The organism is Flavobacterium urocaniciphilum (assembly GCF_900110615.1).
GTDB classification, from domain to species: Bacteria; Bacteroidota; Bacteroidia; order Flavobacteriales; family Flavobacteriaceae; genus Flavobacterium; species Flavobacterium urocaniciphilum.
In genome coordinates this window covers 518,032-540,454 of the sequence record NZ_FOEI01000001.1, presented here as the reverse complement: position 1 = coordinate 540,454, position 22,423 = coordinate 518,032, and the positions used below count along the sequence as shown (strand labels likewise).

The 22,423-nt window shown below is 28.5% G+C and carries 18 protein-coding genes; 7 read left to right on the top strand and 11 right to left on the bottom strand.

Annotated elements, in window-relative coordinates; genetic code table 11:
- Window positions 1-117 precede the first annotated feature (117 nt).
- The 7 genes from BMY86_RS02475 to BMY86_RS02445 all read right to left on the bottom strand — a co-directional run bounded on the left by BMY86_RS02475 (window position 118) and on the right by BMY86_RS02445 (window position 10,946).
- The gene (locus BMY86_RS02475; RefSeq protein WP_091464705.1) at window positions 118-504 is read right to left on the bottom strand and encodes a methylglyoxal synthase; all 387 of its coding nucleotides are present in this window, start codon (window positions 502-504) and stop codon (window positions 118-120) included.
- Window positions 505-519: 15 nt separating this feature from the next.
- Complete coding sequence (gene nhaD / locus BMY86_RS02470; protein WP_091464703.1) at window positions 520-1,794, bottom strand: sodium:proton antiporter NhaD; 1,275 nt, start codon at window positions 1,792-1,794, stop codon at window positions 520-522.
- Window positions 1,791-3,062: a TIGR00341 family protein gene (locus tag BMY86_RS02465; RefSeq protein WP_091464701.1), complete on the bottom strand. Its 1,272-nt coding sequence runs from the start codon at window positions 3,060-3,062 to the stop codon at window positions 1,791-1,793. Before BMY86_RS02465 ends, nhaD begins: the two co-directional genes overlap by 4 nt.
- A 107-nt stretch (window positions 3,063-3,169) precedes the next feature.
- Complete coding sequence (locus tag BMY86_RS02460; RefSeq protein ID WP_091464698.1) at window positions 3,170-4,018, bottom strand: BadF/BadG/BcrA/BcrD ATPase family protein; 849 nt, start codon at window positions 4,016-4,018, stop codon at window positions 3,170-3,172.
- 106 nt (window positions 4,019-4,124) lie between these two features.
- Window positions 4,125-5,126, bottom strand: a complete 1,002-nt coding sequence (gap, locus tag BMY86_RS02455; protein WP_091464696.1) for a type I glyceraldehyde-3-phosphate dehydrogenase — start codon at window positions 5,124-5,126, stop codon at window positions 4,125-4,127.
- A gap of 208 nt (window positions 5,127-5,334) precedes the next feature.
- The gene (pfkA, locus tag BMY86_RS02450; protein ID WP_091464694.1) at window positions 5,335-6,321 is read right to left on the bottom strand and encodes a 6-phosphofructokinase; all 987 of its coding nucleotides are present in this window, start codon (window positions 6,319-6,321) and stop codon (window positions 5,335-5,337) included.
- Window positions 6,322-6,452: 131 nt separating this feature from the next.
- The gene (locus BMY86_RS02445) at window positions 6,453-10,946 is read right to left on the bottom strand and encodes a translocation/assembly module TamB domain-containing protein (RefSeq protein WP_449404132.1); all 4,494 of its coding nucleotides are present in this window, start codon (window positions 10,944-10,946) and stop codon (window positions 6,453-6,455) included.
- 104 nt (window positions 10,947-11,050) lie between these two features.
- Between BMY86_RS02445 and tsaD the strand changes: the two genes are divergently transcribed.
- The 7 genes from tsaD to BMY86_RS02410 all read left to right on the top strand — a co-directional run bounded on the left by tsaD (window position 11,051) and on the right by BMY86_RS02410 (window position 17,715).
- On the top strand, window positions 11,051-12,085 hold the full coding sequence (tsaD, locus tag BMY86_RS02440) for a tRNA (adenosine(37)-N6)-threonylcarbamoyltransferase complex transferase subunit TsaD (RefSeq protein ID WP_394332552.1): 1,035 nt from the start codon (window positions 11,051-11,053) through the stop codon (window positions 12,083-12,085).
- Between the two features lie 4 nt (window positions 12,086-12,089).
- The gene (locus BMY86_RS02435) at window positions 12,090-12,794 is read left to right on the top strand and encodes a 16S rRNA (uracil(1498)-N(3))-methyltransferase (RefSeq protein WP_091465581.1); all 705 of its coding nucleotides are present in this window, start codon (window positions 12,090-12,092) and stop codon (window positions 12,792-12,794) included.
- Window positions 12,787-13,428, top strand: a complete 642-nt coding sequence (locus BMY86_RS02430) for a DUF4159 domain-containing protein (protein ID WP_091464692.1) — start codon at window positions 12,787-12,789, stop codon at window positions 13,426-13,428. Before BMY86_RS02435 ends, BMY86_RS02430 begins: the two co-directional genes overlap by 8 nt.
- 400 nt (window positions 13,429-13,828) lie before the next feature.
- Window positions 13,829-14,779 carry a zinc metalloprotease gene (locus BMY86_RS02425; RefSeq protein WP_091464690.1) on the top strand — a complete coding sequence of 317 codons (951 nt, stop codon included), beginning with the start codon at window positions 13,829-13,831 and terminating at the stop codon, window positions 14,777-14,779.
- A 79-nt stretch (window positions 14,780-14,858) separates the two neighbouring features.
- Window positions 14,859-15,947, top strand: coding sequence for an AI-2E family transporter (locus BMY86_RS02420; RefSeq protein ID WP_091464688.1), 1,089 nt, complete (start codon window positions 14,859-14,861; stop codon window positions 15,945-15,947).
- Window positions 15,947-17,122, top strand: a complete 1,176-nt coding sequence (locus BMY86_RS02415) for a THUMP-like domain-containing protein (protein WP_091464686.1) — start codon at window positions 15,947-15,949, stop codon at window positions 17,120-17,122. Before BMY86_RS02420 ends, BMY86_RS02415 begins: the two co-directional genes overlap by 1 nt.
- 8 nt (window positions 17,123-17,130) lie before the next feature.
- Window positions 17,131-17,715, top strand: coding sequence for a hypothetical protein (locus BMY86_RS02410; protein WP_091464684.1), 585 nt, complete (start codon window positions 17,131-17,133; stop codon window positions 17,713-17,715).
- Here the strand turns inward: BMY86_RS02410 and BMY86_RS02405 are convergent.
- From BMY86_RS02405 to BMY86_RS02390, 4 genes are read right to left on the bottom strand one after another with little or no spacing between them, the layout of a single operon-like run.
- On the bottom strand, window positions 17,712-18,707 hold the full coding sequence (locus tag BMY86_RS02405) for a hypothetical protein (RefSeq protein ID WP_091464682.1): 996 nt from the start codon (window positions 18,705-18,707) through the stop codon (window positions 17,712-17,714). The genes BMY86_RS02410 and BMY86_RS02405 overlap by 4 nt on opposite strands.
- Entirely contained in the window at window positions 18,708-19,598 is an 891-nt protein-coding gene (locus BMY86_RS02400) for a Ppx/GppA phosphatase family protein (protein WP_091464680.1), read from the bottom strand. It lies immediately after the preceding gene.
- A 6-nt stretch (window positions 19,599-19,604) separates the two neighbouring features.
- The gene (ppk1, locus tag BMY86_RS02395) at window positions 19,605-21,701 is read right to left on the bottom strand and encodes a polyphosphate kinase 1 (protein ID WP_091464678.1); all 2,097 of its coding nucleotides are present in this window, start codon (window positions 21,699-21,701) and stop codon (window positions 19,605-19,607) included.
- Entirely contained in the window at window positions 21,685-22,197 is a 513-nt protein-coding gene (locus BMY86_RS02390; protein WP_091464676.1) for a SixA phosphatase family protein, read from the bottom strand. Before BMY86_RS02390 ends, ppk1 begins: the two co-directional genes overlap by 17 nt.
- Window positions 22,198-22,423: the final 226 nt, after the last annotated feature.

Here is a 22,423-nt window from a genome sequence, read left to right as displayed (position 1 = left end):
CTAGTATTGTTCTAAATTCTAATAGAAAAACACTAAACAATTGTTGGTAAGTAATAAATCCTTATAAGTAAATTCAAAAAAAAGACCTAAAAGATAAAATCTCTCAGGTCTAATTAATTAATTTTCTATTAGTAATGCATTTAATAACAATTGAGCTGTTGCTTCGTTAGTTGCTAAAGGCACATTATGAACATCACAAATACGAATTAACATATTAATATCCGGTTCGTGTGGATGACTGCTCATTGGATCTTTAAAAAACAACACCATTTTGCATTTTCCTTCGGCAACTCGTGCTGCTATTTGTGCATCACCACCTAGGGGTCCGCTTAGCATTTTCTTCACTTTTATTCCGGCCGCTTCTACTTTCCCACCCGTTGTTCCTGTTGCAATTATCTTAACGTTTTCCGTTAATAAAATATTGTGATTCTTATTTAAAAATTGAACCATATCAGCCTTTTTGCCATCGTGAGCAATTACAGCTATTTCATATTTTTTGGTCATTAATTTTGAATTTTTTTAAAAATTAAATAAATAAGATTCTCCTAAAAAGACTAGTATTCCTGCAAAAAAACCTATTAATGCTAGCCAACTTATTTTCTTTAAATACCACATAAAATCAACATTTTCGATACCCATTGCAGCAACTCCTGCAGCAGAACCAATAATTATTGCACTACCTCCTGTACCTGTTGTTAAAGCTAAAAATTCCCAAAAATGATGATCTGTTGGATATTGTTCTAAACTGAACATTCCTTGTACTGCAGCTACTAAAGGTACATTATCTACTACCGCTGATAATAATCCAAGTACTGTTCCAATTAAATATTCGTCTTTTAATGTGCTTGTTAAACTTTCAGCCATTGTCCCTAAAATTCCAAAAGATTGTAAGGAAGAAACCGCTAATAATATTCCTAAAAAGAATAAAATACTCGGACTATCCACTTTTTGTAAAGCATGTGTTACCATGTATTTATTTTTCACATCTTCAGGTTTATCTTTATGAATAATTGAAACAAAAACCCATAATATACTCAAAGCTAACATGACACCCATAAATGGAGGTAAATGTGTAATCATTTTAAAAATTGGAACAAATAATAACATTGCAATTCCAACAATTAAAACCAAATTTGCTTCTTTTTCATTAAAATTATCATCTTTTACATTTTCAAATATAAAGGTCTGTTTTCTAAACTTATACGATAAAATTAAAAGTGGAATTAAACATACAAAAATACTTGGGATGAATAATTCTTTAATAATATTTAATGCTGTTATTTGATTTCCAATCCATAACATAGTTGTTGTTACATCTCCTAATGGTGAAAATGCTCCACCAGCATTAGCTGCTATAATGATTAAACCAACAAACCATAAACGATCTTCTTTTTCTTTTAATAACTTAGTAATCAAAGAAGTCATAACAATTGCCGTTGTCAAGTTATCTAATAAAGCGGATAAGAAGAAAGTAATTATTGCTATAATCCACAACAATCTTGACTTACTTCTCGTTTTAATTTTGTTAGTAATAATTTTAAATCCATCATGACTATCAATTAATTCTACAATTGTCATAGCACCAAGTAAGAAAAATAATATTGAGGCTATTTCACCTAAATGATGTAATAACTCTTCTACAACAACTTCTTTTTGAGTTTGCGAAAAAATATAGATTGTCCAACATAAAACACCTGTTAATAATGCAGAAGCTGCTTTGTTAAGTTTTAAAGGATGTTCAAAAGCAATTAATAAATAGCCTATAATAAAAATGGCGAGTACTAAAATTGTCATAATATAATAAATTTAATGTTTTCGATTTTGTAGGAAGTTTTAATCCAGTCTTGGAATTTTTCTTCTGAAAAGGATGATTTTGGTTCTTTTTCCAATTGAATGATGCAAAGATACAAATTTTCATAATTTTCTTTATTATAACTATCTCCTGTTGTCATTACAAAAGAAGTTATTTCAGGAAATAATACTTTTATTTGTTTAAATACTTCCTCATTTTTAATTTTAAAATTTTCTTCTTCGTTTAATTTATTTTGATATTCATTTATTATAGCATCTTGAGAATTATTTGTTTTATTATCTATAACATCTGAAAATGAAAATCCTTCTTTGATTAATAAATTAGTTTCATCCAAATTGTAGGATTTTAAACTTTTCTTTAATGCATTTATTTCAACTGAATCTACTTTTTTACCACCAATTACCAATTCAATTGTTTTATCTTTATATTCAACTTTTTTTGAAATAATAAAGTTATTTTTCAAATTCACTTGTTCGGTAATAAACTTATTAGCTTGGGTTTTAAATTTCATTTCTTTAATGAATTCGTATCCAAAATAAATACTAGGAACTAAAGTTAGAACAACAATGAATCCCACCCAATTATGTACCCTCTTTTTAGTTTTAACATCAATAATTTCTTTATTTGGAAAACGTAAAAAACGAACCGTTACAAAAGTGGATAAAGCAATAAAAACAGTATTAATCAAAAACAAATAAATAGCTCCAGAAAAAAATTGCAAATTACCACTTGCTAATCCATAACCTGCAGTACATAATGGCGGCATTAAAGCGGTTGCAATAGCAACACCTGGTATTACATTTCCTTTTAATTTACTTGAAGTTGCTAAAATTCCGGCTAAACCACCAAAAAATGCAATTAATACATCATAAATATTTGGAGTTGTTCGTGCTAAAATTTCAGAATGGGCTTCATTTAAAGGTGAAATATAAAAATAGAACGTAGAAGTAAATAAACTTACTCCAACTGCAAAAAGGAAATTTTTAGCAGATTTTTTTAATAAAATCAAGTCGTTTATTCCCATCGCTAAACCAATTCCCATAATTGGACCCATTAATGGCGATACAAGCATGGCACCAATAATAACTGCTGTTGAATTGACATTTAAACCAAGTGAAGCAATAAAAATGGCAAATATTAAAATCCATAAGTTGGTACCTTTAAAAACTACTCCTTGATCAATCGTTTCGATTACTTTGTCATAATCTTCTTTTTCTTTTTGTATACTAAATCTTTCAAAAAACTCCATTCTAAATATTTTTTTATTTTTTTCAAATTACGAAAAAAAGACCGATTATGCAAATTCGACTAACAAAAAACCCTGTTAAATTAAGGTTAACAGGGTTTTTAGTAATATTAAGCTTGCATATGAAATTCGATTAAACCATCTATTGGTCTGCGTAATACATTTCCAATTTGTATTCCGTATTCTTTTAAAATTGCTTCTAATTCATCTCTTAAATAAAAAGCAATAGAACCAATAAAATGAACTGGAACTTCTTTACAATTTTCAAACTGCATGATATAATTTTCCACAAAAGCTACCATTTCTTCACGAATAAATTCTTGACAAATTTGTTCGTCTTTATTCTTAATTAAAAATTCAGCAAAGGTTGCTAAATAAGCATTTGGATTAGGTTCTTTATAAAAATTTTGCTTGATAACATCAGCATCTAAATCGTATTCTTTTTCAAAAGCTTCCGATAAATGTTTCGGCATTTTATTGAAATAATACGCTCTAATTAAATGACGACCAAATCGATTCCCACTAGCATCATCCATAGCAATATATCCTAACGATTGTACTTTTTGATGCAATATAGTTCCGTCAAAATAACTGCAATTTGAACCTGTTCCTAAAATACAAACGATAGCCTTTTCGTTTTTTGGAGTAGTTGCAAAAACAGCTGCATACGTATCTTCATGAACTGTAATGGCTGCATTAGTAAAATATTCTTTAAAGATATTGGCTAGAAAAATTTTCATTCTATCAGTACCACATCCTGCACCGTAAAAAAATAAATGAGAAGCTTTATCTTTATTTTGAGAAATATCGAATTTATCGTTTAAACGATTGATAATTTCTTCTTTTGTTAATACTTCCGGATTTAAACCTAAAGATTGAGTTGTAAAAAGAATTTTACCATTATCATCAATGGCAATCCAATCGGCTTTAGTAGAACCGCTATCAACTAGTAATTTCATTTTTGTTGGTTTGTAGTAATTAGTTTTCGAAAGTACTTCTATTTTTCAACATTCGAAAATGAAAAATAAAAAAAAGCATCCAAAAAATGAATGCTTTTAAGTCTTTTTATTTTACAGAATTGATATGTACGGCTAAATCAATTAATTTACTTGAATAACCATATTCGTTATCATACCAAGAAACTAGTTTGAAGAATGTAGAGTTCAAACCAATTCCAGCTTTAGCATCAATAATAGATGTGTGTGTATCCGATACAAAATCTTGAGAAACCACATCATCTTCTGTAAAGCCTACAATACCTTTCATTGAAGTTTCAGAAGCATTTTTAAGTACTTTCATAATTTCTTCATAAGTCGTTTCTTTAGCCACTTTAACTGTTAAATCAACTACAGAAACATCGGCAACTGGTACTCTCATTGACATACCTGTTAATCTACCTTTCAATTCCGGAATTACTTTTGTAACCGCTACCGCCGCACCCGTTGAAGATGGAATAATATTGTTTAAAGCCGAACGACCTCCACGAAAATCTTTTTTCGAAGGTCCGTCTACTGTTAATTGTGTAGCCGTTGTAGCATGAATTGTGGTCATTAAACCTTCTACAATTCCGAAATTATCGTGTATTACTTTTGCTAAAGGTGCTAAACAATTTGTAGTACATGAGGCATTTGAAACAATGGTATCTGCTGGTGTTACTTTATCATGATTAACACCCATAACAAACATTGGTGCATCTGCTGATGGAGCAGAAATTACTACCTTTTTAGCACCGCCTTTAATGTGAGCATTTGCCGTTTCTAAAGTGGTAAAAATACCTGTACATTCTGCAACAACATCAACGTCAACTTCTGCATCATCCCATTTAATTAATGTTGGGTCTTTTTCGGCTGTAACACGAATATATTTATCGTTTACAAATAATTTTCCGTCTTTAACGTCTACTTTACCATTAAAACGACCATGAACCGAATCATATTTAAGCAAATAAGCTAAATGATCTACCGATAACAAATCGTTAATGGCAACTACTTCTACATTTTCTCGGTTGAAAGTTTCTCTAAATACAATTCTTCCAATTCTTCCGAATCCATTAATTCCTAATTTCATTTTTAATTTACATTTTTCTACTAACTTTTAACAGCGTGTTAAAAGCACTTATTATTACTCTATTTATATACTTTTTTAAATGTGTCATTCGACACTTCAAGCGAAAAGATTGAGAATTTCAAAGACACTTTATCCAAAATCCTTTTCCGTTAACCCTTATGTCTTTTGCCTTTTGCCTTATCCCTTTTAACTTTCAACTTGGCTCTTATTAAGAAGAAACGATATCAGAAACTTTTACTAATTCCATATCCATTTTGCTACTACCTTTAATTGCTTGTTCTAGTGGTGTTAATGCAATTTTATCTTCAATTAATCCTACCATAAAATTGGATTTTCCTTCTAATAAACTTTCAACAGCTTTTACTCCTAAACGAGAAGCTAAAACCCTATCGAAACATGAAGGCGAACCACCACGTTGCATGTGTCCTAAAACCGAAACACGTACATCATATTCAGGCATGTTCTCTTCAACATAATCTTTTAATTCGAAAACATTTTTACCTATTTTATCTCCTTCAGAAACGACAACAATACTAGATGTTTTTCCAGATTCTTTACTCCTATTTAAAGATTCAACCAATCGATCTAATCCAAAAGCTTCTTCAGGAATAAGAATTTCTTCGGCACCAGCACCAATACCAGCATTTAATGCGATATGACCTGCATCTCTACCCATAACTTCTACAAAAAATAAGCGATTATGTGAATTGGCTGTATCTCTAATTTTATCGATGGCATCAACTACAGTATTTAATGCTGTATCGTACCCTAAAGTATTTGTGGTTCCGAAAATATCATTATCAATAGTTCCAGGAATTCCAATTACAGGGAAATTAAATTCTGCATTAAAAATTTCAGCACCTGTAAATGTTCCATCGCCACCAATTAAGACTAATGCATCTACTCCACTATTTTTTAAATTATGAAAGGATTTTTCACGACCTTCTTTGGTCATGAAGTCTTTTGAACGTGCCGATTTTAAAATCGTACCACCTTTATTAATTATATTTTTAACATCACGAGGACCCATTGCTTTGAAGTCGCCTTCAATCATTCCTTGATATCCTCTATAAATTCCAACACATTCTACATTATAATACGAACAAGCACGAACTACGGCTCTAATGGCTGCATTCATACCTGGCGAATCTCCACCAGAAGTTAAAACCCCTATTTTCTTTATGGTTGATGACATATTTTACGTTATATTAATTTGTATTTTAAATAGGAAAAAACCAGCCTGCTAAAAAACGAGTTATTTTCCGAATATGCAAAAGATTTTGCAATTTCTTTACTAATTTAACAGATAAACAAACAGAAGCTTTACTAATCTTCTATTTGTGGAACACGTTGTTTTGGTTCTTTTCTTTCCTCTTTAACTTGACGTTTTTTAGTTTCTTCTATGAAGTCGAATAATTCTGGATTAATCTCAGAATCAGGAATTTCGTCAATAGGATTATTGTTTAAATCTTTAGCTTTTTGTGCTTTGAAAAGTTTATGGAATAACTCTTTAAAATCGTCAAAATCGACACTATACGACAATCCGACACCTTGAGTATAACCGATATTTTGGCCCAAAGTATTGTAATTTACATCGTTTTCTTTATTGAAAACATGAGCAGTAAGTGTTCCGTCAGAATTTAATTTCATTTCCACTTCAACATTACCAACAACATACGATTGATTGACACCACCAACAGGAACTCCAACATTTCCATTGATACTGATTTTATCATTAATTTGAGTTGTTAAAGTAACTAATGCGCGATCTGAAATATCATTTTTACTATCTCCAATTTGGTAATCTAAACCTAATTGTAATTTATTTTCACCATCCGATAATACTTCACCAAATAAACTTCCCGCTTTCTCAAATAAAGATCCATACCAAGCAGAATTTGTTGGTGTAACAAAACTACCAGTTGCCATTAAAGCAAATGCTTGTCTTTGTCTGAAATCTTTATCTTGTAAACGATAATCGATATCACTTTTTAAAACAGAACTAACCGTTGGGAAATTAATATTAAAATCCGATTGAGGTGCGTTTAATTCTCCAGTAATTGCAATAGCAACTTCAGTTTGCACCTTTTTATTAAAAGTTGCATTATCCAATAAAATACCTGGATTTGTTTGCGTATTATAAACTGCTTCTAAATTTAACTTAGCTCCAAGAGGATCGCCATCCCAGTCGATTGTTCCACCCTTTTTAACTAAGAATTTTTTATCTATTAAACTTCCGTATCTAAATAAATATTCACCTTTATCAACAATGTAATTTCCATTCATTTGGAATTTACCTAAAGTATTAATATTCATAAACATCGAACCATTTCCAGTTCCTTTCATAGAATGCCCAGTTTCTCTGTTAAGAATAACTTCTATTTCAGCATTTGGAGTAATATCAAAATCGAAATTTAAGTCAATTCCTTGATAGGTTTTTGTTTGTTTCGTATCTTTTTTAGTGGTTCCGTATTTTTCTTCTGGTGTAACAAAATGTACCGAATTATTATCACCAACCGTTTCAGAATCATTAACTGGAATTTTAATTGAAGTTCCATTTGCAGATTTTCCAACGGCATTAACAACTAGTGCTTCAACTGGACCTTCAATAGTTGCATATCCATCAAAATAAGCTTTTCCAAAATAATAAGCATCGTCACTATCTTTAGTATCTAAAACTAACAATCTATCAGAAGTTACTTTTAAATCCATTTCCCAATTACCTAATTTTTCATGAGAAATACTTCCGCTTAAAATACCTTTTGTTTTTTCGTTTACATCTGAAATATCAATATTTCTAAAAATGAATTTTTCTTCCGTTAAATCTAAAATCGAATTTTTATCAAAATTATAATCCACATTAATATATGGAATTTTTAAACCTGCCTCATTTAAATATAATACACCATCAATTTCTGGATTTTCTAATGGTCCAACAATATGTGCTCTTCCAGAAGCAAAACCTCTAACATTATCAATTATACCTGTTAAAAATCCACCTACTGGTTTGATATTAAATTTTTCAAAACCAGCATCAAGCGTTAAAATTGGTTTTTGATTTACAAATTCTACAATTCCAGCAGTAAAGAAAGTTTCATCATCATCTTGTGATATAGTTGCATCAACATTGAATTTTCTAAAACTTTGATCTCCTGAAACATCTAATTTCAATAATCCTAAATCGATTGAATTTACTTGTAAACCATCAATAGTCAAACTAGTTGAAGGCTCATAAATATCTTTATCTTGTTTGTATTTTATTTCACCATTTAATTTTCCACCTAAAGTTAGATTTTTGACTTCTGGTGTAACTTTAGAAATATCAACATCATTAAATTTAAAATTAAAATCTTTATACGTTGAACCATTCATGACACCATTAAAATCGATAAATTGCTCGTTATGAGATAATTTCAACTGATTAAAATTGAAATTTTTAAAACCTTTATCAAATACAATCGTATTACCAGCGGTTTCATTTTCATTAATATACCATTGATAATTTTTAAACGTAATATCCGATTTTTTAAACCCAACAACCGATTGTTTGTCTTTATCAATAGTGTGAAACAAGTTTAAATCGAATGTATCTTCACCTTTTTTCCCTCCTTTAAACTCCGTTCTAGCAAAAAGTGTATCATTTAATGTAAGATTAATTAAACTAAATTCTTGAACCTTATAATTTTTGGTATTGATACTATCCAATTCGATATATGCATTATATAAAGGATTTTTATTATCAATATCTATTTTAATTCCGCTAAATCTATTTTCAAAAGCATTTACTAAAGGAGAATTAAAATCGAATTGAAACAAACCTTCATCTGCATTAATTTTTCCTTTTGCGTGAGTGTTTTCAGCAATTGAAACATCCGGATAAAATACTTCTAAAATTTTATTATAAATAGTAAAATCGAAATCTAAAAACTGATTTTTAGATAATTTATGCGGAGAATAATTAGCATATAAACTACCAACAGCGTTTTCTAAAATTTTTCTAATTTGTTTCGTTTGATATTTTCCAACTACCTTACCATCAATCATGTCTGATGAATTTAAAGTAATTGTACGAACATTATCCGCATCAAAAGATGAAGTTATATAAGCATTATCAAAATAATAATCGTCTTTTTGATTAGAATAAGAAATGTTTTCCAAATCGACAACTCCTGCTAAATCATCTAAAGTATTTCCTTTAGCTTTCATTTTTATACTTCCTGACAAAATAGATTTAGCATCTTTAGTGTATAGATTTATTTTTCTCAGATTTGCATATTCAATTTGCGCATCAAAATCGTATTCTTTTTTCTTTTTACTTAAGTCGACTAATCCATCAAACGTCATTTTTAAATTAGGATCATTACTATCAAAAAAACCTTTAAAATAGGGCATTTTCATAGTTCCATCTACTAAAACGTTTTGGTAAGTATATCCATTATATCTGAATTGCTGGATAGAACCTTTCATTTTTGTATTCAGATATTTTTTAGAAAATCCGGTTCCATCGATATCCATTGAAACTGTTGACTTTCCTAAATCTTTTTCATCTAAAAAGGCTCCTAAATCAAATTGATCCAATTGGAAATTTCCAACATAAGTTGCTCGATCAATATTATCGATTTTATCCATTTTAAAATCGGCAATAACATGACCTAATTTAGAGAACATGTCTACATCAGCAATAATCCATTTTTGAGTTAATTCTACATCACCTTTTAAATCAACGCGACCTAATTTCTGCAATTGCTTTGGTAAATTTTTACCTAATAGATTAGGAAGTACTTTACTTACACTTGCTTGACTAGCCGTTAAATGATCGAAATTTCCTTTCATGTAAAACTTTTGATCACCTTTACCGAAAAGATTTTTCAATTGTAATTTACCTACAACTTCATTATCATTTAAATCATTAAATTTTAAATTATTAAACTTTAAATCGTTTAATGTTCCAATGATGTGAGAATCGATATAGAATTTTTGATTTTTTCCGAATTCAGGATAAAAGAAATTTAAATCATTACTTGATATTTTTCCTTCTTTAATATCTAAATCGAAAACTACTTTATTATTAAAATCTTTGAAGTCTTTTCTATCGTAACGTAATTCTGTTTTTCCTTTGAAAGAAGAATTAGTCGTTTCTAAAACCAATTCATTAAGAAGAATATTCTTTTTAGTATACGTGAAATCAGAAGTCAGATTTTTCATTTCCAAACCTCTATGGTCTTTAAACGACATTTTATAAACGTAGGCGTATACATTTGAACCTTTAACATAAAAATCGTCTAATTGTCCGTTTAAATTTGTAAAATCTAATAATCTCGGATTTTTTAAATTTTCATCGATATATCTGAATCTACTATTTTTTAAAGCAATTGAATTGATTTTCAATCTAAATTTACCCGAAGATTTTTTCCCATCATCAAAAGCAGCAACAAACTTATCCAGATTAGTTTCCTTTTCGCCTTTATAATGTCTGATTTTTAAATTTAATTCATCTGCTTGTAAATCACCAAAATACGGATGTCCATTTTCGTATAATTTTTTGAAACTTAAAATCGAAGTATTTATTCTATTAAAATGAACTAAAGTATCTTGATGATGATCTCGAACTAAAATTCCTTTCAGTTTTACACCACCAAACGGATTTACAGCAACTTGTTCAACAGTAATATCTACACCAAATTCTTTCTTCAGTTCATCTGTAGCATATTTCCCAAGTTTTGTTTGTACGAAAGGTAAGGCCAATAGTATGGCTACTATAAGCAACAAAAGTAGTATTCCGATTAAGGAACGAACTAATATTTTCTTTACCGATTTAATAGGCGTAGTTATTTAATTTTAAAACAAAATGTAAAATTATTTGCTTATAGAAACAAAAATAAGCAATTTTGTAGGACATTTACAATAGTTACACACCAAATTTCATGCCTAATATTATGAAAACCACAAATATTTACACTTTAGCGATAGAAAGCTCTTGCGACGATACTTCTGCAGCAGTTTTATGCAACGATAAAGTATTGTCAAATATTGTTGCTGGACAAAAAGTTCATGAAGAATATGGTGGTGTTGTTCCTGAGTTAGCTTCAAGAGCACATCAACAAAATATTGTTCCTGTTGTGGAAATGGCAATTAAAAAAGCTGGAATTTCTAAAAGTGATTTATCAAATATTGCATTTACTCAAGGCCCTGGTTTAATGGGTTCATTATTAGTAGGTGGCAGTTTTGCAAAATCGTTGAGCTTAGGTTTAAATATTCCATTGATTGCAGTGAATCATATGAAAGCGCATGTTTTAGCACATTTCATTGATGAAGAAGGTTACGATAAACCAACTTTTCCTTTTATTGCTTTAACTATTTCAGGTGGTCATACACAAATTATTAAAGTTTCGAGTTTTTTTGATTTAGAAATTATTGGAGAAACTACCGATGATGCAGTTGGTGAAGCTTTTGATAAAAGTGCTAAAATATTAGGACTTCCCTATCCTGGCGGGCCACTAATTGACAAATATGCACAATTAGGAAATCCGAAAGCCTTTCCATTTACCAAACCAAAAGTGGATGGGTTGAATTTTAGTTTTAGCGGATTAAAAACGCAAATTTTATATTTTATTCAGAAAAATGTAGCTGAGAATCCGAATTTCATTGAAGAAAACATTAATGATATTTGTGCTTCGATACAATATACCATTATTCAAATTTTAATGGATAAATTGAAGTTAGCTGTTGCTGAAACAGGAATTAAACAAATAACAATTGGAGGTGGTGTTTCTGCCAATTCTGGTATTCGAAATACATTGAAAGAAGCCGAAACAAAATACGGATGGAAAACATATATTCCTAAATTCGAATACACCACAGACAACGCAGCAATGATTGGTATTGTTGGATATTATAACTTTTTAGAGAAAAATTTCAGTACATCTGAAGTGGTTTCTAAAGCACGAATTGAATTTTAATACTATGCAATTATTCTATAATTCTGACATAAAATCTGGAGATAAATCGTTTACTTTTGATAAAGAAGAAAGCAAACATATAATTAAAGTATTACGTAAACAAGAAGGTGATAAAATTCACATTACAAATGGTATAGGTTATTTATTTGTTTCCGAAATTTCATTGGCTTTAGAAAAGAAATGTGAAGTTAAAATTATAGATGAACAATTTTTTGAACCAAACACTTTCAGAACTCATATTGTGGTTGCACCCACTAAAATGAATGATCGTTTAGAATGGTTTTTAGAAAAAGCTACTGAAATTGGACTTCATGAAATCACACCTATTATATGTGATCATTCAGAACGAAAAGTATATAAAATAGATCGTGCTGAAAAAATTATTCAATCGGCAGTAAAACAATCGAATCAATATTATTTACCAATCATAAATGAACCCATACATTTTTCAGAATTCGTAAAGAGAAATAGAACTGGACAGAAATTCATTGCACATTGTGAAGAAACAGATAAAAAATCTTTTTCAAATGAAATTCAAAAAAATGAAGCGGTTACTATATTAATTGGTCCGGAAGGCGATTTTTCTTCAAAAGAAATTAAATTAGCATTAGAAAATGGATTTATTCCTGTAACTTTGGGTAACACAAGATTAAGAACAGAAACAGCTGCATTAGTTGCTTGCCATACAATCGTACTAAAAAATGAATAAACTTAAAGTCATTATTTTTTTATTGATTTTCAATTTTGGATTTAGCCAAGAAATTGCTGTGTTGAAATATTCAGGCGGTGGCGATTGGTATGCCAATCCAACTTCATTACCTAATTTGGTTAAATTTTGTAATCAGAATATCAATACTAAATTAAACACTAAAGTAAATTCGGTTGATGTGGGAAGCGCTGAATTATTCTTGTACCCATTTGTACACATGACCGGACATGGAAATGTTATTTTCAATAATAATGATGTACAAAATTTAAGAAATTATTTAAACGCTGGTGGATTTTTACATATTGATGATAATTACGGTATGGATGAATACATAAGAAAAGAGATTAAAAAATTATATCCTGATAATGAATTAGTTGAAATTCCAAAAACACATCAGATATTTCAAACTCCGTATTCTTTTCCAAATGGATTACCAAAAATCCATGAACACGATAATAAACAACCTCAAGCCTTTGGAATTTTTATCGAAAATAGATTAGCGCTTTTATATACTTATGAATGTGATTTAGGTGATGGTTGGGAAAGTCCTGAAGTTCACAATGATCCATTAGCTGTTAGAGAAAAAGCACTTAAAATGGGAGCAAATATTATCAACTACGTTTTCTCTAATTAATCTTACAAAAATTAAATTGTTTTTAGTTCTAAAAATACAATTTAACTAAAACCTTAAAAATCAATCATTTTTTGTTTTTTTTAGCTAATTATTAAAAAATAGCGTTTTATTTTGATGATTTATCAATTTACAATTACAAATAATGCTGCATTTTCATTTCTACAAATGTTAAAGTTTTGTTAAAATTTAATAATTTTCAGACTTATCAATACTTACAAAAAATAAAAAATAAATTCATCAAAAGCCTATAAATAAAGACTTTATTAAATAAAGAAAATAAAAAAGAATATGACAAATAATAATATATTTTTGTAACAAATAGTCAACGAAATGTTTAAAATTTTAAAATATCAATAAAAATATATAATATTGCATCACTAACCAACAAACATTTTTATTTATGAAAAAAATCATTTTATCACTTGCAATTGTAAGTTTATTATTTTCTTGTAACAAACAAGAAGACGCTACTACAGAATTAACTACAAGTGAAGTTGCTGGAAAAAGAGGTTGCTACTCTGACGAACATTTAAAAGAACAATTAGCAGCAGACCCTTCTTTAGCAAGAAGAATGGAAGATTTTGAATTAAAAGCGGCTCAAGCTATTGAGCAAGGTAGAATTGTAAATGGAGTTTTAGAAATTCCAGTTGTATTTAATGTATTATATAGAACTACAGCTGAAAACATTTCATTAGCTCAATTACAATCTCAAATTGATGTATTAAACAAAGATTTTAATGCTCAAAACTCAGATTATAATACAGCAAACAACCCTTACAGCAGTGTAAGAGCTAATGTTGGAATTCGTTTCGTATTAGACCAAGTAATCAGAAAATCTACTACTAAGACTTCTTGGGGAACTAATGACGCAATGAAAAAATCAACTCAAGGAGGATTAAATCCTACTTCTCCAACTACTAAATTAAACTTATGGGTTTGTACAATTGGAGGTGGAATTTTAGGATATGCTCAATTCCCTGGTGGTTCATCTGCAACTGATGGTGTTGTAATTGATTCTAAGTATTTAGGAACAACTGGTACTGCAACTTATCCATTTAACTTAGGTAGAACAGCTACTCACGAAGTTGGACACTGGATGAACTTACGTCACATTTGGGGAGATGCTACTTGTGGTTCAGATTTAGTTTCTGATACACCAGTACACAATACTGCAAACTATGGAGTTCCAGCTGTTGGACACAGAAGTACTTGTTCAGGTACACCACTTGAAATGTATATGAACTACATGGATTACACAGACGATAGAGGTATGTATATGTTCTCAAACGGACAAAAATCTAGAATGTTAGCAATTTTTGCTGTTGGAGGTTCTAGAGCTTCTTTCAGATAATTGAATAAATAAATAATTAAATTAATCCCGAATAGTTGAAAAGCTTTTCGGGATTTTTTATATTTGTTAAAAATAGACTATGCAAACTAAAGAAATTTCAAACGCATTACTTAGAACAATTTTTATACTTTTAAGTATTGCTGTTAGTGGTTATTTACTTTATTCCATTTCTACTATAATTATATATGTAGTTTGTGCAGTATTATTAAGTTTCATGGCAGAACCAATTTCTAATTTTCTACAAAAAAAATTAAAAATAAAACCTATTTTAGCTATAATAATTTCTTTATCCTTTTTTATTTTATTGGCTTTTGGAATAATTATGTTATTTATTCCATTGCTTTTAAATCAAAGTAAAAATCTTTCTTTATTGGATGTAAATTCATTAGAATCAAATTATATTTTATTTGTTAATAATGTTGATACTTGGCTGCAAGGTCATAATATCAATTATAGAAACTATATTAATATTGAAAAAATATCTAAATCGTTAAATTTTAATTTCATTGCCGATATAGTAAACACCATAATTAGTTCCATTGGTAATTTCGGAATGGCATTTTTCTCTGTGTTTTTTATATGCTTCTTTTTATTAAAAGATCAAAAATTAGTAACACAAAATTTAAAATCAGTTTTACCAGCTAAGCAAAAATGGAGAATATTAGCTTCTTTATTAAGAATAAAAAGCATGTTAGCTAAATATACAATTGGGTTATTTTTGCAATTACTAACAGTTTTTATTTTATACTTAGTAGTTTTATTAATATTTGGAGTTGAAAATGCATTTGTTATTGCATTATTGGGTGCAATATTAAACATCATTCCTTATGTAGGTCCAATAATCGCTTGTATCATGACTGCTTTTTTAACAATGTTAGGACATATCAATCAAGATTTTCAAACCGTAATTTTACCAACAACTTTATATGTAATAGTTGGTTACTTAATTGTGCAAGCTATTGACAATAATATTAGTCAGCCCATAATTTTTTCAAAAAGCACCAATTCACATCCTTTAGAAATTTTCTTAGTTACTATTATTTCAGGTACTTTATTAGGAATTGTAGGTATGATTATAGCCATTCCACTTTATACTTCTATAAAGGTAATTTTAAAAGAATTTTATCCTAAAAATAAATTCATTCAGGTTTTAACTAGAAGTTTATAATGAATCTATCTATACTAAATAAAGAAATACAGGAATTTATAGATAATTCATTGCAAGCTAATATTTCAAAATTAGCCTTGTCGAAAAACCCTTTTCCTGATGTAGATTGGAAAGAAATCATCAATCAAATTGTTTCAAAAAATAAATCGAAAAGTAAACTCCCAACTTGGTTTACTACAGAACAAATTTATTACCCACCAAGTATTTCAATTGAACAAACTTCATCTGAAATTACCGCAAAATATAAAGCTGATTTAATTTCAGGCAAATCAATTATTGATTTAACTGGAGGATTTGGAGTAGATTGTTATTATTTTTCCAAAAATTTTGAAAACGTCACGCATTGTGAAAAAAGTGCTGAACTTTCAGAAATTGTAAAATATAATTACGAAAAACTAAATGTCAATAATATTAATTGTATTGATAAAAACAGTACTGAATATTTAGAAAATAACGATACTTTTTTTGATTGGATATATATCGATCCGAGTCGAAGAAGTGATGTGAAAGGAAAAGTATTTTTATTAAAAGATTGTTTACCAAATGTTCCAGCAAACATAGATTTCTATTTTACAAAAAGTAACAATATTTTAATTAAAACTGCTCCAATTCTGGACATCACAGCTGGAATTAATGAATTAAAATACATCAAATCGATTCATATTGTAGCCATTGAAAATGAAGTAAAAGAACTTTTATGGATATTAGAAAAGAATTATTCAGGAAATATTGAAATTATTTCTTCTAATATTCAAAAAGAAAAAACAGATACTAATAGTTTTATTTTAGGAAATCATTTACCTGCAACTTTTGGTTTACCAGAATTATTTCTTTACGAACCTAATGCCGCTATTTTAAAATCGGGGTTAGTTGATACGTTAAGTAATAGCTTAAAAATAAACAAACTACATCCCCATTCTCATTTGTTTACCAATAACAAATTGATATCCTTTTCTGGAAGACGTTTTTTAATTGAAACTTCTATTCCATTTAAAAAAGAGGAGTTGAAAAAACACATAGAAGGTAAAAAAATGAATGTAACCACTCGAAATTTCCCATTAAGTGTTGAAGAAATTAGAAAGAAATACAAAATTTCTGAAGGAGGAAACGTTTATACTTTTTTTACAACAAACAGTAATGATGAAAAAATTGTTTTAATTTGCACCAAAATATAAAAATCAAAATGAATAAATTCCTTAAACTCGTTGCATTACTTTTTATTTCAAATATTGCATTTTCACAAGATAAAAATTGCGATTATGAAGTAAACGAATCAAAAAACGACACAACATATACTATAATTACAAAAGAACGAGTAGTTGATGAAATGATTTTTGGAAATACAACTTCAGCCTTAACATTCAAATTATTTAGTGTAAACGGTCAATTTGGTTTGTTTTTTCAATATTTGCAAAAAAGCAAAGATTTAATTACTCCAAGTTGTATTGATAAAGACACAAAAATGTACTTAGATTTATCAAGTGGAAAACAAGTTAAATTGATTAACTCTCAAGACATTGAAGTTTGTAATGAAATTTTATATGATGAAGTAAATAAAAATAACATTAGAATTTTAGATGGTTACTTCTATTTTACTCCTGAAAATTTCGATTTATTAAAAACAGAAAAAGTGTATTTAATAAAAATTACAGCTAGCACAGGTGATATCAATTTTGTAATAAAACCACAATTAGAATCTGAAATTTTTAAAACAAAAACAACTCCAGATACTTATTTTATGGATACCATTAAGTGTTTTGGGTTTTAGAATATTATTGTAATTTCTTTAATAATTTCATTTTCAATTATAAATTCAATTTTTCTTATGCTATCTGGATTGTTGGAAGTTATAGTACTATTAAAATTTACAAATACTGAATAAGATTTATCATCATTTATAAAGTATTTTTTATTTTCATATAAATATTTTGTTGAATTTGGATATTTCTCAATTAATATACTTTCGTTATCTCCAATTTTAATACCTTGAATTGAAAATTCATCAGAATAAATTTGCTCTTCTTCATTGCCAACATATTTTTCTTTTACTTCTAACAATGAAGCTTTTTCATCTGAATCAAATCCAATTGTATAAAAATAATCCCCTAAAAATTCAGCTTTATACTCTGGTTTGAAAAAATTATATTTATCCTTAACAATTGTTATAAATTCAAATCCATTAAATACTTTTGAAAGTTCATCGAAAGTTTTATTCTGAATTATATTTCCTAAAATTTTTACATCAAAATTATTAATAGAATCATTTTTAGTGTTCGAACAATCACTATATACCTTTCTATGTGGAAAATTATAAAAATCTATAATATCTTTTTGTGAAGTAATCGTTTTTAATATTTGATTTTCTTTATCAGTAAAAACAAAATATTCTTTCAGATTAAAAATTTCAGCACTGTTATCTTCATAAACATTAAAATAAATAGAATCTTTAAAACCATTAATTTGATATACTATTTTATTTTCAATTTCACCACAACCAATTCTTCCTGGCACACAACATGTTTCTTTTTTTTTCCATTTTAAAGATTTTTCTTTAAATTCGATAAGTTTAAAAACAAAATCATCACAATTTTTAATATTTTTTTCTACAATCATGCCCAATTTATCTTCAAATGGATTACATGGTCCATCATCATAACTATCAAATAATTTGAAATAAGTTACAGAAGAAATATTTGGAATTTTAGTTTGAGAAAATCCAAAAGAAAAGTAAAAAAGAAAAATTAGAAAACTATATTTCATTTATATCCTATCGTAATACATCGCTTTTACGATACCATCTGATAATCCAATTTTTGGAACATAAATATTTTTCGCACCACTCCATCTCATTGCTCTCAAATATATAGTTAGTGCTGGAATGATTACATCGGCACGGTCGGTATTTAAAGCTAATTCTGCAATACGTTGTTCATACGTTAACGCGTTTAATTTATCAAATTGACCTTTTAAATATTTATACGAAAGCGGTTTATCTTGCGATTTTCCGGTAAGTTTAAAGGTTTTATTAATGTTTCCACCCGAACCAATCATGATAATATCTTCTAATCCTTCGGTATTCGTTTTAATCCATTTTTCAATTTCATGCCAAACTATATCATTTACCATATTATTTAATAAACGAACTGTTCCGTTTTTGAAAGATTTTGAAGCAATCATTTTTCCATCAGAAAACAATGAAAACTCGGTGCTACCACCACCAACATCTACATAAAGATAATTTTCATTGGTTCTTATAAATTGATGTAAGTCGGACGAAGCAATAATTGCCGCTTCTTTTTTACCATCAATAATGTCAATTTTAATATCTGCTTTTTTCTTAATGATTTCAGTAACTTCTTTTCCGTTATAGGCTTCACGCATAGCAGAAGTAGCACAAGCCATGTATTTTTCAATTTTATAAACCTTCATTAATAATTTGAATGCTTTCATGGCATCAATCATTCGGTCTATATTTTCTTCAGAAATTTCACCAACAGTAAAGACATCCTGTCCTAAACGAATAGGTACACGAATTAAGGCACTTTTATTAAATTGGGCTTCTTTTCCTTTTTGCTCAATAATATTCATGATTAACAAACGCATGGCATTTGAACCAATATCTATTGCAGCATATTTTTTAATTTGAATCATTCTGGTTTATATAATTTCAGTAACTACTTCTAGTTTATTCTGGTAATATTTATACATTTCTTGTTGCGCTCTAAATGGTTTTTCATTACCATTTTTTCTGTAAACATTTTCAAAAGTATTAGAATGTAAACGAGCTTTTACATTTGCTTTCCAAGAAATTTCAAACGTTTCCATTAATTCTTGTTTTATTCCATCATCATATATTGGACAAGTCACTTCTACACGAGCATCTAAATTACGCGTCATAAAATCGGCTGAAGAAATAAAAACTTCTGGTTCATTATCATTACAGAAAATATACAAACGAGAATGCTCTAAATAATTATCAACAATACTAATTGCTTCAATATTTTCACTTAGTTTTTTCACTCCAGGAATTAAACAACAAATACCACGAACCACTAATTGAATTTTTACTCCTGCTCTACTCGCTTCATATAGCTTATCGATCATTTTGTAATCCGACATACTATTCATTTTTAACTTAATGTAAGCAGGTTTGCCATCTAAAGCATTTTTAATTTCTCTATCAATTAATTTTACAAAACGAGATCGTGTGTAATGTGGCGACACAATTAAATGCTTGTATCTGTGCACTCTATAGTTAACTTCAAAAAATTCGAAAACTTTAGATGTATCTTTTAAAATTCTTGAATCACTTGTAAATAATGTCAAATCAGTATAAACTTTAGCAGAAGATTCACTGAAATTTCCAGTAGAAATAAATCCGTAACGAACTACTTCTTCATTTTCAACACGTTCCACAACACAAATTTTACTGTGGACTTTCAATCCTTTTACACCGAAAATCAAATTCACACCTTCTTCCTGCATTTGCTCGGCATAAGAAATGTTACTGGCTTCATCGAATCGTGCTTGTAATTCAATTTGAACCGTAACTTTTTTTCCGTTTTTAGCAGCATTGATTAAGGAACTTACAATTTGTGAGTTTTTGGATAATCTATAAAGCGTAATTTTTATCGATTGAACATTCGGATCTAAAGCGGCTTCACGTAAAAAACGTATGATATAAGAAAAAGATTGATATGGTGCATGTAACAAATAATCCTTCTCTTTAATACTTGAAAGCATACTTCCGTCGAATTTTAATCCGGAAATTGGTAAAGGTGAATTTTGTTTATATAACAAATCATATCTACCTAAATTCGGAAAATCCATATAATCTCTTCGATTATGGTAACGTCCACCTGGAATTATTGAATCTGTACTATCAATTTTCATTCTGTTCAAGAAAAACTCTAAAGTATCTTTATCAATAGCTTGATCATAAACAAAACGAACTGGCTCACCTACTCTACGTTCTTTAACACTGTAGGAAATTTTTTCGATAAAACTTTTACTTAAATCAGAATCAAATTCTAACTGTGCATCACGAGTAATTTTAACCATGTGAGCCGAAATACTTTCATAATCGAAAATATTGAAAATGTTATCTAAATTATAGCGAATAACATCATCTAATAATATTATGTGTTGTTTTTCTGAATTGGAAGGAAGCACTACAAATCGGTTCACCGTTTTTGGAATTTCTACAATTGCGTAACGAATTTCTTTATCGTTTAATATTTTAGAAATAATTCCCGATTTGTTTTTTTTCATGATTAGCTTCACTGCTAAATAACCTGAAGTGTCTTTAATTAATGGAAATTCTACCAAGTCATCTAACATGATAGTTACCAATTCTGGACTTACTTTCTGTATGAAAAAATCTTTAATAAAAGTTTTTTGATCTTTATTTAATTCTTTCTCATTGATAATGAAAATTCCTTCTTTTTCAAGTCGTTTTTCAATATCATTAAGAATTCGTAAACTTTCCGATTGTTGTTCAATTACAATTTCTGTAATATCTTTAAGAAGTTGTTCGGCACTAATGTTGCCTAAAATATTTTTAGTATCAATGCCTTCTAAGCTCATTCGTCTTATGGCTGCATATCTTACTCTAAAAAACTCGTCTAAATTATTTGAAAAAATTCCTAAAAATCTTAATCTGTCTAATAATGGTACATTTTGGTCTGCGGCTTCTTGTAAAACTCTGGCATTAAAAGTTAACCAACTTTTTTCTCTATCAATGTATGGATTCATTTTTTAACTTACTTCTTATTACTTTTGGAAACAGAACATTTTTAATTGTCCCTTTTTTAATGTTTAACCAACTTTCTTCGTTAAATTCTAATTGAACAACTCCAGATGTTGGAACATTATCTATATACTTATCTCCAAATTTATTTACAAATTTTGTAATAGCATCATTATGACCAAAAAGAATAATGTTTTCATAACGATTATCACACAATTTAATTTTGTCGTATAAATCTTTATAATCAAAAGTATATAAATCTTTTCTAAAGATAACATTTTCGATAGGAATTAACAAATTCTGTGCAAAAATATAGCAAGTTTCTTGAGTTCGTTTCGCTATGCTACTCCAAACCACAAACTTATTAGGTAATAATTTATTGATTTTAGAAGAAATTAATAAAGCATCATTTATTCCTCTTTGAGATAATGGTCTGTCAATATCACTTAACGGCAAATCCCAACTTGATTTTGCGTGTCTGATTAAAATTAAATTTTTCATTAGAATTAGTTTTTTAGTTAAAAATAAAATTATAAAAAAAAATTAAGTATCTACTTATCAATAAGTTGCAATTTAAAGATTTTATAAAACCATTTAACGATTTTTTAGATAAGTACGATTAAATTAATAAAATTATGCTGTAATTTTGAAAAGTGATTCGATTTTAACAATTGAAAAACAACAAGTTACTTCATGAGTATTTTCTTAAATTATTAAAGAAATAATT

Coding starts and splice junctions, on each gene's coding strand:
- nhaD (WP_091464703.1), bottom strand. CDS start 1,794: ATGACAATTTTAGTACTCGCCATTTTTATTATAGGCTATTTATTAATT.
- BMY86_RS02405 (WP_091464682.1), bottom strand. CDS start 18,707: ATGAAATATAGTTTTCTAATTTTTCTTTTTTACTTTTCTTTTGGATTT.
- BMY86_RS02400 (WP_091464680.1), bottom strand. CDS start 19,598: ATGATTCAAATTAAAAAATATGCTGCAATAGATATTGGTTCAAATGCC.
- BMY86_RS02420 (WP_091464688.1), top strand. CDS start 14,859: ATGCAAACTAAAGAAATTTCAAACGCATTACTTAGAACAATTTTTATA.
- BMY86_RS02430 (WP_091464692.1), top strand. CDS start 12,787: ATGAATAAACTTAAAGTCATTATTTTTTTATTGATTTTCAATTTTGGA.
- BMY86_RS02475 (WP_091464705.1), bottom strand. CDS start 504: ATGACCAAAAAATATGAAATAGCTGTAATTGCTCACGATGGCAAAAAG.
- BMY86_RS02460 (WP_091464698.1), bottom strand. CDS start 4,018: ATGAAATTACTAGTTGATAGCGGTTCTACTAAAGCCGATTGGATTGCC.
- gap (WP_091464696.1), bottom strand. CDS start 5,126: ATGAAATTAGGAATTAATGGATTCGGAAGAATTGGAAGAATTGTATTT.
- tsaD (WP_394332552.1), top strand. CDS start 11,051: ATGCCTAATATTATGAAAACCACAAATATTTACACTTTAGCGATAGAA.
- ppk1 (WP_091464678.1), bottom strand. CDS start 21,701: ATGAATCCATACATTGATAGAGAAAAAAGTTGGTTAACTTTTAATGCC.
- BMY86_RS02425 (WP_091464690.1), top strand. CDS start 13,829: ATGAAAAAAATCATTTTATCACTTGCAATTGTAAGTTTATTATTTTCT.
- BMY86_RS02465 (WP_091464701.1), bottom strand. CDS start 3,062: ATGGAGTTTTTTGAAAGATTTAGTATACAAAAAGAAAAAGAAGATTAT.
- BMY86_RS02435 (WP_091465581.1), top strand. CDS start 12,090: ATGCAATTATTCTATAATTCTGACATAAAATCTGGAGATAAATCGTTT.
- pfkA (WP_091464694.1), bottom strand. CDS start 6,321: ATGTCATCAACCATAAAGAAAATAGGGGTTTTAACTTCTGGTGGAGAT.
- BMY86_RS02410 (WP_091464684.1), top strand. CDS start 17,131: ATGAATAAATTCCTTAAACTCGTTGCATTACTTTTTATTTCAAATATT.
- BMY86_RS02390 (WP_091464676.1), bottom strand. CDS start 22,197: ATGAAAAATTTAATTTTAATCAGACACGCAAAATCAAGTTGGGATTTG.
- BMY86_RS02415 (WP_091464686.1), top strand. CDS start 15,947: ATGAATCTATCTATACTAAATAAAGAAATACAGGAATTTATAGATAAT.